This window comes from Candidatus Eisenbacteria bacterium, assembly GCA_035712145.1.
In the GTDB taxonomy this organism is placed as follows: domain Bacteria; phylum Eisenbacteria; class RBG-16-71-46; order RBG-16-71-46; family RBG-16-71-46; genus DASTBI01.
The window spans coordinates 1-13598 of sequence record DASTBI010000246.1 but is presented as its reverse complement, the minus strand read 5'-3'; the positions used below and the strand labels follow the sequence as shown (position 1 = coordinate 13598).

13 protein-coding genes are annotated in these 13598 nt (G+C 67.1%); 3 read left to right on the top strand and 10 right to left on the bottom strand.

From position 1 onward, the window contains the following. Window positions 1-38 precede the first annotated feature (38 nt). The 4 genes from VFQ05_17095 to VFQ05_17080 form a co-directional block, all read right to left on the bottom strand. On the bottom strand, window positions 39-260 hold the full coding sequence (locus tag VFQ05_17095; GenBank protein ID HET9328486.1) for a hypothetical protein: 222 nt from the start codon (window positions 258-260) through the stop codon (window positions 39-41). Window positions 261-449: 189 nt separating this feature from the next. After that, complete coding sequence (locus VFQ05_17090; protein ID HET9328485.1) at window positions 450-1628, bottom strand: protein kinase; 1179 nt, start codon at window positions 1626-1628, stop codon at window positions 450-452. Between the two features lie 68 nt (window positions 1629-1696). After that, window positions 1697-2218, bottom strand: a complete 522-nt coding sequence (locus tag VFQ05_17085) for a hypothetical protein (protein HET9328484.1) — start codon at window positions 2216-2218, stop codon at window positions 1697-1699. Window positions 2219-2313: 95 nt separating this feature from the next. After that, entirely contained in the window at window positions 2314-4011 is a 1698-nt protein-coding gene (locus VFQ05_17080) for a S8 family serine peptidase (GenBank protein HET9328483.1), read from the bottom strand. A gap of 186 nt (window positions 4012-4197) precedes the next feature. On the opposite strand from VFQ05_17080, the gene VFQ05_17075 reads away from it, so the two are divergent. Together VFQ05_17075 and VFQ05_17070 are read left to right on the top strand one after the other, a co-directional pair. Next, window positions 4198-4950, top strand: coding sequence for a helix-turn-helix transcriptional regulator (locus VFQ05_17075; protein ID HET9328482.1), 753 nt, complete (start codon window positions 4198-4200; stop codon window positions 4948-4950). Between the two features lie 35 nt (window positions 4951-4985). Continuing rightward, window positions 4986-6623: a hypothetical protein gene (locus VFQ05_17070; protein HET9328481.1), complete on the top strand. Its 1638-nt coding sequence runs from the start codon at window positions 4986-4988 to the stop codon at window positions 6621-6623. A 9-nt stretch (window positions 6624-6632) separates the two neighbouring features. Here VFQ05_17070 and murB read toward each other — a convergent pair whose 3' ends face one another. Continuing rightward, window positions 6633-7622: a UDP-N-acetylmuramate dehydrogenase gene (gene murB / locus VFQ05_17065; protein HET9328480.1), complete on the bottom strand. Its 990-nt coding sequence runs from the start codon at window positions 7620-7622 to the stop codon at window positions 6633-6635. A 164-nt stretch (window positions 7623-7786) separates the two neighbouring features. On the opposite strand from murB, the gene VFQ05_17060 reads away from it, so the two are divergent. After that, window positions 7787-8020: a SelT/SelW/SelH family (seleno)protein gene (locus VFQ05_17060; GenBank protein ID HET9328479.1), complete on the top strand. Its 234-nt coding sequence runs from the start codon at window positions 7787-7789 to the stop codon at window positions 8018-8020. Here the strand turns inward: VFQ05_17060 and VFQ05_17055 are convergent. From VFQ05_17055 to VFQ05_17035, 5 genes are all read right to left on the bottom strand, one after another. Beyond that, a complete protein-coding gene (locus VFQ05_17055; protein HET9328478.1) occupies window positions 7995-8372 on the bottom strand; it encodes a hypothetical protein in 378 nt (125 codons plus the stop codon). The genes VFQ05_17060 and VFQ05_17055 overlap by 26 nt on opposite strands. After that, complete coding sequence (locus VFQ05_17050; GenBank protein ID HET9328477.1) at window positions 8369-10597, bottom strand: alpha/beta fold hydrolase; 2229 nt, start codon at window positions 10595-10597, stop codon at window positions 8369-8371. Before VFQ05_17050 ends, VFQ05_17055 begins: the two co-directional genes overlap by 4 nt. A 2-nt stretch (window positions 10598-10599) precedes the next feature. Then, window positions 10600-11205, bottom strand: coding sequence for a flavin reductase family protein (locus VFQ05_17045; GenBank protein HET9328476.1), 606 nt, complete (start codon window positions 11203-11205; stop codon window positions 10600-10602). Between the two features lie 8 nt (window positions 11206-11213). After that, on the bottom strand, window positions 11214-12470 hold the full coding sequence (gene pepT, locus VFQ05_17040) for a peptidase T (GenBank protein ID HET9328475.1): 1257 nt from the start codon (window positions 12468-12470) through the stop codon (window positions 11214-11216). A 31-nt stretch (window positions 12471-12501) separates the two neighbouring features. Beyond that, window positions 12502-13598 (bottom strand): VWA domain-containing protein (locus tag VFQ05_17035; GenBank protein ID HET9328474.1); only part of this gene is annotated, 1097 nt, incomplete at its 5' end.

Below are 13598 nucleotides of genomic sequence, written 5' to 3'. Positions count from 1 at the left end.
CCGCGTGGCGCACTGGTTCTTCCGGTAACGCTTCCAGCTCATGCGCTGAAGATGATCCTGGTCGCCGCCTGAAGAGCCTCTTCCCAGCTCTCGCCTTCGGCGATCGGGAGGTCTGCGGAAACGAATCCGATGCACATGATTTCTACGATCTCACTGGATTCACGGCCCACCGCGACCGCTTCGCCAATCCAAGCGGACAGACCCAGACGACTCGCTCGATCCTGTGCTTCCTGCATGGTCATCGTGATCACCTCCGCCATATCACCCATCGCAGCCGTCGTGCCAGGAGGTTTTCGGAAGGTCGGCGCTGTAAGTCCTTGGTACGACGACATGGGTTGCTGCACAACGCTGCACCTGTTCGATTCGGGACGGTCGAGCGATAGAGGAATTTGCGCGACTCGTGGCGAGTTCGCGGGGGATGACCCAGCCGTCATCGATTGAAACTGGGTTCAGCGCTTTCCGACCAGCGTCCAGAAGCGCTTTTCGTCCAGCAGCGTGATCTTGTGGCCTTTCTCCCGCAGACGTTTGATCTCCATGAGCTTTCGCCCGCCGTCCTTTCCAGCCGCCTGCAAGGCATTCGGCCGTCCCCGGACCACCACCGTGGTCCGTGCCGAAGGCGCGCCATGAACGATCGCGCCCGCCCGGCGAGCGGCGCGCGCGGCTTCGCTGCGGCGGCGACTGAGGATCCCGGTGAACGCCAGATGCACGCCCCCGAGGCTCTTCAGCAAGCCCGGCTTGAGCGGAGCGGCGGGCTTGTTCAAGGCGTCGATCAGCTCGTCGGCCGACTCGTAGCGCTTCCGGCGCTCGCCGATGCAGCGGTAGATGATCTCTTTCAGATGGTCGCTGCACGGAAGCCCGCGGACCTCTTTGGTCCTGAGCCTCGAATCGGCGTCGCCTTTGACCAGCATGCCGAGAAGCTGGCCGACCTGGTACACGTCGTCCCTCGCCTGCCACTTGGGCACCGCGCCGTCGAGGATGTCGCTCGGCGCGGTGAGCGCGTTCATGGTGCGCACGGTGATGCCTCGACGGTCGCTCTGGTGCCGGGCGATTCCGAAATCGCCGAGCTTGAGGCGCCCGCCTTCGCACACGAAGACGTTGAGCGGCGTGAGGTCGCGATGGAGGGTCTGCCCGCGGTGGAGCTTGCCGAGGACGGCGAGGATGCCGGCGATCTCGCGGCGCACCGTCTTCTCCGGCCAGCCCTTGTCGGTGCGGCGCAGGTAGGCGCGCAGGTCGCCGTGCCGGGCGTACTCGAGAGCCAGGCAGTAGAGCACCGCCCCGTCCGCGGGCATCCACGGGAAGACGTCGAAGACCCGGATGGCGCGCGGGTGACCATCGAGCAGCTGTCCGAAATAGGCTTCGCGCAGCCAGCCGTCCATCCGCGGGCTCACCTTGATGCACAGCGTCCCGTCCACTCTCGACGATCGGCCTTGCCGCTGGGCGAGATAGACCTGGCCGAAGCCGCCTTCTCCGAGCAGACGCTCCACGCGGTAAGTGAGCTGGGTTTCGGGGCTGGTGAGGAGCTGCGCCGGAGCGAGCAGATGGCGACCGCGTGGCAGCGGCAGCGGACGCGACCCCATGGTGCGGGTGGTGGCGGTGGTCGGATTTCTCGGCCGGGTCGAGTCTTCCACGCGGGGCGGTCCTTTCGCGAGGAGACTCGCACCGCGTGATGCTCAGAGCAAGAGAGCGCGAGCCGGCGTCAGGCGGCCCGCTTCATCATCGGTGCTGGAGGCTTCTTCCTCGAGACCAGGAGCGACTCCACCCACGCACGATCCAGCGTGACGCGCTTGGGAGCCTGATCGGATCGAAGATAGGTCAACGCCTGTCTCTCGGAGCCGAAGCACTCCGCGAGCTGGTACTCACGGATGCGCTTGGCGAGGGAGCCCCTGGGAGGGCAGACGATCGCGGTCTTCATGGTCTCGCTCAGCAGCAGCGGCCCGAGGCCGCCCATCAGGAGCCAGAAGCTCGGCTCGTCGGCCAAGGTGAGATTCTTGGCCTTGATCAGCAGCCGCTTGTAGTCGCTCACCAGCTTCAGCCGCAAGGCTTCGCGCAGGTAGCTCATCGTCACGAGCCCATCGTCGTCGGACCACAGCCGATGATGGATCGTGAGCACGATGTAGTCGACGCGATCCTCGAAGGCGAAGCGCGCCTTCCTCGGGCGCATCGCGATTCCGACGATGACCAGCGCCACGATGGCGGCGCCGATGAGACCTGCGAGCATGACGAGTTCCTCCTGCCTTGTCATCGGCCCCAGGAGATCGATCGTTAACTTGAATACCGGCCCGCACGAGCCGTGGCTCGACCTACCGTCGGAAGCTACCGCGCCAGCACGAGCTTCCGTGCTCCCCGGAAGTCGGCGCTCTCGAGCGTGACGAAGTAGACGCCGGAAGGCAGCGAGCGCCCGCCGCCGTCCAGGCCGTCCCAGCGGATCGCGTGTCGGCCGGAAGGCAGTGTCGCGTTCACCAGCAGGCGGACGCGGCGGCCCGTCGGATCGTGGATGGCGAGCCGCACCGGCGCCGCTCGCGACAGCGTGAAGGCCATGGTCGTGGCCGACGTGAACGGGTTCGGCCAGGCGTCTTCGAGCTGCAGTCCTGCCGCCGGCTGCGGCTCGACTCCGACCGCCAGCTGCGTGAGCGCTCGGTGGGCGTTCACGCGAGGTCCGATCGGCTGGTCGTAGGGGATCACGTCACCGGTCGCCACCACGTGCGCGGCGACCTGCGCCGGCGTGAGCGCGGGCATCTTGGAGCGGATCAGCCCGCAAACGCCGGCGACCAGCGGGCTGGCGAACGAGGTGCCGTCCGCGTACATGTAGGGGTTTGCGCCGTCGTAGCCGAAGAGGAACACGTAGAGGATGTAGCTCAGATCGTCGAGCACGTAGTTCTGGCAGATCGAGGACCAGATGAGGCTGCCGGGCGCGGCCACGTCCACCCAGGGCCCATGGTTCGAGAACGAAGCTCGGGTGTTGTTCTCCGCGGTGGCGCCCACGCTGATCACGCCATCGCAGGCCGCGGGCCACGTCTTCACGCTGGCACCGTCGTTACCCGCCCCCGCCACGCACAGGATGTTGGCCGCATCGGCGTCGTCGACCGCCGCCTGGAGGAACTCCCGCGCGGTCGTGTCGGAGGTCCCGAAGCTCATGTTGAGCACGGCGGCTCCCTTGCCCACCATGTAGTCGAATGCCTCGACCACGGATTCGAGCATGATGGCGCCGTTCGAGTCACCCACCTTGAGCGCCATGAATCGGCACTTCCAGGCAGCGCCCGCGATACCGAGGCCGTTGTGGGTGGACGCCGCGGCGACGCCGGCGACGAAAGTCCCGTGGAAACCGACATCGAGGCCGCTCGCGTCGATGACCGGTTCGGAGCTGGGGTCGTTGTCGTCATTGCCGAAGTCCCAGCCTTTGACGTCGTCGATGTAGCCGTTGCCGTCGTCGTCCAGTCCGTTGCCCGGGATCTCGGCGCGGTTGATCCACACCTGACTCGCGAGATCGGGATGCGACACGTCGAGCCCGTTGTCCATGATCGCGATCACCGTCGAGGTGTCGCCCTTCCACACGTCCCAGGCATCGGTGACCTGCACATCGGTGTTCTCGGGCGTCGAGCGGATCTGCCACTGGAAGATCAGGTACGGATCGTTGGGCACCGTCTCGTAGAGGTCGAGCCTGAGGTTGGGGGCGACCGCGCGGAAGGCGCCGGTGCGGCGCAGGTCGGCCGCGGCGGCGACCGGGTCGAAACCGGGAAGATCGCTGCGCAGGGTCATCGCCCTCGAGCCTGAAAGGCGAAACCGCGTCAATCCGTGACGGGCGAGAGCCGCTTGAAGCCGCGCGTCGGACGTCGAAAAAGAGCCGTCGCTGCGCCGCTGAAATCTCGAGAAGTCCGCCGGCATGACGAGCAATTCGCCCGGCCGGTAACGCAGGCCGCGGACCGGCGACGGAAGCCGAGGTTGAGGCCGAGCCTCGGCGAGGCTGGCGGAGAGCGCCAGAACCGAGAGCGCGACCAGGAACTTGCGGTTCATCCCGCACCTCCTGGGTCGAAAAGCCCCGTCCTGCCGCGCCCAATGGCGTTTTGCCGTGGCTCGGCAAGGGGGCATCCGGACGACTGCCCAGGCAATCGCAGGAGCCATGCCACGCGCTCCGCCCCCGATATGCCGCGGTCGAAGGAGGCGGGCAACCTTTCCGCCGTTCCGGGCGTCCTATCCTCCGTGCCTGCCGCCCAGGTCTCCCGGATTCCTGCCCATCATCGATTTCGGCATCACGAGCACGAGGGGCTCCACCTGTGCGCCGTCGTCCACGGCTCCTTCTCGGAGCGCGACGGCCGCGGATGGAAACGGATGGATGCGGGTGCGGTGCGCATCTCGAATGGCGCGCGGCACGACATCGACTTCGGTCCGGACGGCGCTCTGTGTCTGGTGCTCGAGCCCGAGAATCTCGACCTGCCGCGACTCTCGGAGGTTCGATTCCTCGGAGCCGACCCGCGGGTCGCTTCGCTGGTGTCGCGCCTGGGCGCGGCGCTTCGCGATGGCTGCTCCACCTCCCTTCGCCTGGACACGCTGGCCACCGAGCTGCTGGCCCAGGTGGTGCGGCGCATCGAGGGCCGCTCTGGAGCGGCGCCGGCGTGGCTCGGCCGGGTTCCGGAGCTGGTGAACGACGCCGACACCCCCCTTTCGGTCTCGGCCATCGCCGCCGAGGTGGGCGTCCATCGCGTTCACCTGGCGCGCATGTTCCGGGACCACTACGGCCTCAGCGTCTCGGAGTACGCGCATCGAGTCCGGCTCGAGCGCGCCCGGGGCCTCTTGATTCGCGGCCGCGAGCCGCTGGCTGACGTGGCGACGATCGCCGGTTTCTCGGATCAGAGTCACATGACGCGTGCGGTGCGGGCGGCGTTCGGCACGACCCCGGGGGCTTTGCGGGGGGCGCTACATCCGTTCAAGACGCGCTCGGGACGCCGGCGCTAGGCTGCCCGCAGACTCAACCCCGAGGACCCACGGCCATGCGCATTCCCTGCTTCCCGATGGTGCTGTTCACCGCCTTCTTGTTTTCCACCGCATCGGCAGATTTGCCCGAAGGCCTGGCCTGGCGCGAAGACTTACAGGTCTTGGCGCGGGAGATGCCGCAGATCCATCCCGACCTGTTCTATCGGATGAGCCGTGCCTCCTGGGATTCCGCGGTCGCGTCCCTGGACCAGCGTCTGCCGGCCATGCGCAGGAACCAGGCGATGGTGGAGATGATGAAGCTGGTGGCCTTGCCGCGCGATGGCCACACGTCGATCAACCCCATGTTCGACCGCGCGCTCGGTGTGCGCTATTACCCGATCCAGCTGCGCAGCTTCGAGGATGGCGTGTACGTCGTCGCCGCCGAGAAGGCCTACGCGCGCTACGTGGGCACGCGCGTCACCGGCATCGGCAAGGCGAAGGTCGAGCAGGCGCTGGCCGCCGTGGCGACCACGCTCCCATCCGAGAACGAGTGGTGGATCAGCGCATGGGCGCCGGATCGCCTGATCATTCCGGAGGTGCTCGACGGGCTCGGCCTCGTCGAGGACATGGAGCGGCTGCCGCTGCGCGTGGAGCGCAACGCGAAGAGCGAGGTCGTGACGGTGAAGCCGGCGGGCAGGATCGAGCCGCGAGGCCACGATCCGCGGGGCGCGATCGACCGGACCGGATGGGTCGAGATGCGAAAGGGACCGGCGCCGGCCTGGCAGAGGCAGCCCGGCCTTCCCTACTGGGTCGAGTATCGGGAGCGCGACAGCACGCTCTACGTGTGCTACCGGGCGGTGATCAGCATGGATCACGGCGAGGCGAGCGTGCCGTTCTGGAGGCGGGTGTTCGCGATGGCGGACTCGCTCCCGGTCCAGCGCTTCGTGCTCGATCTGCGCGAGAACGGCGGAGGCAACAACTTCTACAACCGCCAGGTGGTCCGTGGCCTGATCCGGCGTCCCGCGCTGGATCGTTCAGGCCGGCTGTTCGTGGTGCTCGGTGGCAAGACGTTCTCGGCGGCCATGAATCTGGCGCTCGACCTCGAGAAGTGGACCGACGCGACGTTCGTGGGCGAGCCCACGGGAAACGCGACGTTCTTCTTCGGCGACCACCGCTCGGTCGTTCTGCCACGAAGCGGCATCTCGGTGAACGTCTCCACGCTTCCATGGCGGCCCTACGACCCGCGCGACCGGCGCGACTACCTGGCTCCCCGCCTGTACACGCCGCTGACGTCGGCCCAGTACACCAAGGGCCAGGATCCGGCGATGGAGGCCATCCTCGCGTACGGATCCGAGCCTCCCTTGACCGCGGTGATGGAGGCGGCCGTGCTTCGCGGCGACAGCGCCGGAGCGGAGCGGGCATTCGAGCGCGCGCGCCAGGAGCGCGCCAACCGCTTCCGCACCCTGGAAGCCGACGTCAATCGGCTGGGATATTCCTTGCTCAATGCGCAGAGACAGTCCGAGGCGCTCTCGGTCTTCCGCATGAACACGCGCGCCTATCCTCGGTCGGCCAATGCATGGGACAGCCTCGGCGAGGCCCTCGCGATCTCGGGGATGAAGGAGCCGGCGATCGCGGCCTATCGAAAGGCGCTCGCGGTCGATCCCGAGTTCCGTGCCTCGCGCGAAGGACTGGCTCGGCTGGGCGCCGCGCACTGAAGCGGGCGCTCAGCCGGTCGCGCCCGCTCTCCCTGGCCGCTTGCCCAGATACATCACTTCCTCTTCGAGCGTGACGCCGAAGCGCTCGCGCACGCGGGCCTTCATGATCTCGGCCAGCTCCAGCACCTCCTGCGCGGTCGCACGCCCGGCGTTGATGATGATGTTGGCATGCTTGGCGAACACCATGGCGTCGCCGACGCGCAGCCCGCGGCATCCGACCTCGTCGAGGAGCTGGCCGGCAGGAACACGCCGCGTGCCCGGCGAGTGCCTGGCGCCCGGCATCTGCCAGTCGGGCGGGAGATTCTTGAAGTACGAGCCGGCGGTCGGCTCCACTCGCCATTGAGGATGCTTCTGCCGGCGGATCTCGAGCTTCTCCTCGATCACCGCCTGGATGGCGGCGGGATCTCCGCGCTTGAGCTGCAGCAGACAGGACAGGAGGACGCGCGGATCGCGCTTGAGGCGCGAGTCGCGGTAGGCGAACTGGTACCACGCCGCGGGCTTGGTCTCCGTGGTGGCGCCATCGAGGGTCGTGTGGGTGCACTCGATCGTGAACGAGCCGATGTCCTGGCCGTAGCATCCGGCATTGCCGTAGAGCGCGCCGCCAATCGAGCCGGGGATTCCGGCGGCGAACTCGAGGCCGGAGAGCCCGCGGTCACGGCATTCGTAGATGAACTGCAGGAAGTCGGCGCCCGCTCCCACATGGGCCGCGGTGGAGTCGAACTCCACCTGCTCGATCGCGTTTCGCAGCACCAGACCCCTGAAGCCGTCATCCGAGACCAGCAGGTTGCTGCCGCCACCGAGCAGGAAGACCGGCAGGTCGATCTCCCGGGCGGTCTGCAGCGCGGTCACCATCTGATCGGCGGTTCGAGCCGCGAAGTAGTAGTCGGCGGGCCCGCCGATGCGGAAGGTGGTGTGATGGCGCAGGGGCTCGTGCGTGAGGAGAGCTTCGCCCAGGGCCTTGCGAAGGCGCTCCTCGATGGTGGCGATGCGCTGGGGCATGTGGAGACTGGCCGTGAAAGGGTTGGTGCAACGCAGGGGCTGGCTCGAAGAGGGTGCCGTGGCCCTGGCTCAGGGTCAAACCGCGGACCTCGTGCGTCCTGGTTTTCGGCCAGTTGGAGTCTTAGGATGAGTTCAGGTTGATTCCCCCGTCATGGAGGATCCTCATGGTGCTCGAGATCACGTACTGCGTGGCTTGAAACTACCTGCCAAGGGCTACCGGTCTGGTGGCCGAGATCCGCAAGCAGCGCTCGAACGTCGAGACCAAGCTCATCAAAGGCGCCGGCGGCCAGTTCGAGGTCGTGCTGGACGGCCATCTGCTCTTTTCGAAGAAGCAGCAAGGCCGATTTCCCGATGCTCAGGAGATCGTCCAGCTCATACCGGTCGATGGGGCGCGCTGAAACCGGCCTTCTCCAATGACAACCTGAAGCGCCGCTCATCCAGTCTCTCGAGCACGATCGTGTCGCCCTCCTCGAGTCCGCGGTCGCGACACCACTTCATCATCCCCGGCTTGTTCGGCGACCGTGGCCGAAAGATCCAGGCGCCATACTGGATGTCGGTCTCGAACGACCAGCCGAGATCGGTCTCGACGATGATGGGGCGCACCTCGTAAGGCGGCGGCGGGTCCTTGGGCCCGCGCGGCCCGATGGCGTCACGCGGGAAGAGCTCGAGGACATCCCACAGCGGAACGTTGCGCTCGGTGAACGTCCACAGGTCTTCCTTGCGCACCGGGATGCGGCGCACCTCGCTCACGGCGCGGCAGCGGCCCGGCCCGGCGCCAGCGCGCGGTCGAAGTGCTGAACGAGCCGCGAGTAGAGCCGCACGGTCGCCTGCGGATCCACCACCATGTGCGTCTGGTTCACGAGCGGCATGAACTCGTAGTCCTTGCCGGCGCGATTGAGCGCCTCGCAAAGCCGCAGACTGTGGACCACGTAGACGTTGTCGTCGGCGGTTCCGTGAACGATCAGCAGCGGCCGGCGAAGGCGGCTCGCGTAGGTCAGCACCGAGCTCTTGTCGTAGGCGCCCGCCTCGGTCTGCGGCAGCCCCAGGTAGCGCTCGGTGTAGTGCGTGTCGTAATCGCGCCAGTCCACCACCGGGCCCCCCGCGACCGCGGCGTGGAACACCTCCGGATGTCGCATCACCGCCATCAGCGAGAAGTATCCGCCGAAGGACCATCCCCACACTCCGACCCGGGACAAGTCGAGCTCGCGATGCTTGACCGCCAGGGCGCGCAGCGCTCTGACGTGATCCTGAAGCGCCAATGTCGCGAGATCGCCGCGGATCGCCCGCTCCCAGGCTCGTCCCCGGCCCGGCGTGCCCCGGCCGTCCACGCAGACCACGATGTAGCCGTGGTCGGCGATCCATTGGTCGAGCAGGTAGCGCCGCCGGTCGGCCGTGACCATCTGGGACCATGGTCCGCCGTAGACATGGACGATCACCGGATAACGCCGGCCGGGATCGAACGCCCGTGGGCGGATGAGCGCCGTGTGAATGCCCGGAGCGGGACCGACCGAGGCGAGCTCGACGCGCGGCAGGTCGTCCGGCTCCTCGGCGATCGAGCGCAACGACGTCACGCGCTCCCCATCGGTGTTCCAGACCTCATGGCGCCGTGCGCCCGCGAGGGAGTTGATCTCGAGAACGTAGAGCTCGTTCCCGCCTTCGGGGAAGACCGCCTTCTCGACCGCGGGCTCTCTCGGCTTCTTGAGGTTCACCACGGCGGAGCCGTCGAGCGGCACGCGCACCAGGTGCTTCACGGTCGGCTGAGCGCTCGCCAGGACCCAGGCGATCTTGCGCTTCGGGTCGACGTGCACCAGCTCGCGTAATCCGAGCTTCGATCCACCCAGATTCCGCAACAGCTTGCCGCTCTTGTGGCGCAGCTCGAGTTGCGGCGTCCCGCGGCGCTCGCTGATCCACAGGAAGCCGCTGCCGTCCGGTAGCCAGCGCGGCGTCTTCGTGGTCAGGTTGAGCCACGCCGCGTCACGCTCCACCAGCAGCGTCGCGGTGTTTCCGGTGCGCGGGTCGGCCGACAGCAGGCGCTCTTCGGTCTGCTCGCGGTTCTGGACCAGCAAAGTGAGCGGAGCGTTCCGCTCCCATGTCACGCGCGCCAGGTAGGGATACGGCCCGGCATCCCAGGTCATCCACGTGGCGGGACCTCCGTCGGCGGACATCACACCCAGTCGCACGACGGCGTTCTTCTGGCCGGCGCGCGGATAAGGCCAGGCCTCGGGCGCCCGCTCGGGGTGCGCGGGATCGGCGATGTAGAGCTTCTCGACCTCGCGCGTGTCGGTGTGCTGGAACGCGATCCATTTGGAGTCGGGCGACCACCAGTAGCCGTCGAAGCGATCCATCTCCTCCTGCGCGATGAACTCGGCCAGCCCGTTGGTGACGTCCGGACTCTCGCGGCGCGTGAGCCGCCGTTCACTGCCGTCGGCGAGATCGATCACATAGAGGTCGCCATCCCGCACGCATGCCACGCGCCGACCATCGGGTGACAACCGGGCGGCGTCGGCGGCGCCGTTGGTGCTCTTCAGTTCGCGAAACGCGCCACTGCCGACCTCGACCACGAAGAGACGCCCCGAAAGCGGCACCAGGACCCGCTTCCCGTCGGCCGAGAGATCATAGGAGGTGATGCCACGGGTCCTCAGGCGCTTCCGCTCGCGGGCGGCGCGCTCCTCGCGCGTCAGATTCTCCTCGCCGCCGCCGAGCAGCGTGTCGGCGGTCACCAGCAGCCGCTCGATGCGCGGAGCGGGCTCGAACACGAAGAGATCCTGCACCAGGCTGCGCGGACCGGAACGCAGGAAGAGGACCGCGTCTCCGCCGGGTGTGATCTGGATGCCGGTCGGGACGCCGAGCGTGAAGCGGTTGGTCTCGGCATAGCGGCGAAGGAACGACGAATCCGCCGGCGAGTCCCCCTGGGCGGAGGCGAAGCGTGTGACGCCCAGGAACAGCGCGAGCAGGAAGACGAGTCGTGCGTGCATGACTAGGAGGGCCGGGCGACGCGGGGCCGCGGCATCGAGAAGGCCTCGCGCACCACCGTGTATTGATCGCCGCCCAAACGCCCGACCGGTTTCAGCAGGACCGGATCCACCCGCCCGTCCCGCAGCACGTCGTCACGCACGTGGGCCCACACCACCTCACCGATGATGAAATCGGTTTCCCCCACCTCGACCACCCGCTCCAGACGGCACTCGAGATTCACCGGCGACTCCAGGACACGCGGCGCCTTCACCTTCTCGCACCGCGCCGGAGTCAGGCCGGTGAGCGTGAACTCGTCCACGTCCGGGGGCCATTCGCCGGACGCTTCGACCGCCTTCGCGCTCAGCGCTTCGTCCACCAGGTTGACCACGAATTCGCCGGTCTCGCGCACCTTGCGCGCGGTGTCCTTGGGCCCCGCAGCCCGACGATTGACCGAGATCCCGACCAGCGGCGGGCGGCTCGAGATCAGATTGAAGTAGGAAAACGGCGCGACATTGTGGCTGCCGTCGGCGCCCACGGTGGAGACGAACGCGATCGGCCGGGGCACGATGACGCTGATGAGGAAGTGATGGAGATGCCGCTGCTCCATCGCCGCCGGGTCGATGAACATAGGCCGCGTCAGGCTCTCTCTTCCCAGATCCGGCAGAGGTGGACGATGGTCTCGGCCGACTTGTCCATGTCCTGAGCCGACACCCATTCGAGCTTGGAATGGAAGTTGTTCTCGCCGGCGAACAGGTTCGGCGTCGGCAGTCCCATGAAGCTGAGCCTCGAGCCGTCCGTGCCGCCGCGAATGGCGGAGCGCTCGACCTCGAGCCCCGCGCGGCGGATCGCCTCGGCGGCATGCTCGACGATCTGCGGATGGCGTTCGAGCACCTCGCGAAGGTTGCGATAGGACTCCTTCACCACGCAGGTGGCGCGAACTCCAGGCCATGCCGCCGCGGCTTCGCCGGCGAGCTTCTCCACCTGGCGCTCCATCTCGGCGAGCTTCGGAGTCTCGAAGTCGCGCACGATGAGACGGATCCTGGCCTCGCCCACTCCGCCTTCGATCTCGAGGGCATGGACGAACCCTTCACGTCCCGACGTGGCCTCCGGCGTCATCCGGTCACGAGGCAGGCGTGCGATGAAGTCCGCCGCGGCCTTGATGGCGTTCACCATCTTTCCCTTGGCGAAGCCGGGATGCGTGTTGAAGCCCGTGAACGTGACCGTCATCGAGTCACCGGAGAAGGTCTCGTTCTCGAGCCGCCCGCGGCCTTCCCCGTCCATCGTGTAGGCGCAGAACGCTCCGAACTCGGCGACGTCGAAGTGATCGGCCCCGCGGCCGATCTCTTCGTCGGGCGTGAAGGCGATGCGCACTTTGCCGTGCGGGATCTCGGGATGGCGAACCATGTGCTCGACGGCGGCCATGATCGCCGCCACGCCCGCCTTGTTGTCGGCTCCGAGCAGCGTGGTCCCGGACGCGGTGACGATGTCGTTCCCAATTTGGGCGCGCAGCGCCGGGATCTCGGAAGGCCTGAGCACCACGCTGGGGTCGTCCGGAAGCACGATGTCGCCGCCCTGCCAATTGGAGTGAACGATCGGCTTGACCGAAGCGCCGCTCTCCTCCGGCGACGTGTCGACGTGGGCGATGAAGCCGATCACGGGGACATTGGCTTTTCGAGTCGTGGCCGGAAGCGTGGCCATGACCACCCCCTGCGGATGACGCACGGCGTCGCCGAGGCCCAGGTCTTTCAGCTCGCGGACCAGGAGATCGAGCAGGACCAGCTGCTTGTCGGTGCTCGGCGAGGTGCTGGAGGCGTCCGACGACTGGGTATCGTAGGTGACGTAGCGGAGGAAGCGTTCGAGGGCGGACGTGGCAATCGCGGCGGGGGTGCTCACGGGACCTCCAGGATCACGGCGGTGGGCGGCTCTAGTGCAGACGCTTGCGTCGGTTCCTCACGAAATCGTGGAAGACATAGGCGCCGATGTTCTGCGGGTCGGTCTCGTAGAGGCGCCCCTGGTTGATGGCGGTGAGCTTGCGCACGAAGTCGAGCAGCGGATAGTCGGTCGCCAGCATGAAGGTCGTGACCGTGATGCGCTTGCGCCGGCAAGCCATCGCCTCTTCGAGCGTCTTGTTGACGATGCGCGGGTCGAGCCCGAAGGGATTCTTGTAGAGCCGGCCGTGCTCGCGGATCGCCGAAGGCTTGCCGTCGGTGATCATGAAGATCTGCTTGTTGACGCCCTTCCGTGTCTCGAGGATCTGGCGCGCCATCGAGAGGCCGGCCTTGGTGTTGGTGTGGTACGGGCCGGCCTGGATCTTCATCAGCTCCTTGAGCGGCACGCGCTGCGCGTCGTCGCCGAACAGCACGACATCCAGCGTGTCTCGCGGGTAACGCGTCTGGATGAGCTGGCTGAGCGCGAGTGCGATCTTCTTGGCGGGCGTGATGCGGTCCTCGCCGTAGAGGATCATGCTGTGGCTGATGTCCACCATCAGCACCGTGGCGCACGAGGAGAGGTGCTCCTGCTCGAACACCTCCAGATCGTCCTCGGTGATCCGGATCTCGTCCATGCCGTGATTGCGGACGGCATTGCTCATCGAGGCCAGCGGATCGAGATCCGAGAAGCTGTCGCCGAACTGGTAGGCGCGGGTCTCGCTCAGCCGCTCGCCGCCCTTGCCCGCCACCGGCGTGCGGTGGTCGCCGACGGCGCCGGCCTGGAGGCTGGAGAAGATCTCGTTCAGGGAATCCTGGCGGATGCGCTTCTCGCCCCTGGGGGTGATCTTGAACCCCTTGGGCGTGCGCTCGACTTCACCGGTCTTCTCGAGCAGCTTCTTGAAGTCCGCGATGCCGAAGCGCTCGTTGAAGAATCCGTACTGCTCGCCGAAGTGCTCCATCCAGCGCAGCGCTTCTTCGACATCCCCGCCGGTCTGGAGCAGCAGGTTGCGATAGATGTCCATCAACTGCTTGATGAACTGGAGGTCTTCGGGCCGCGGGCCCTTCCATTTCGAGTAGTCGAATCGCATCGCTT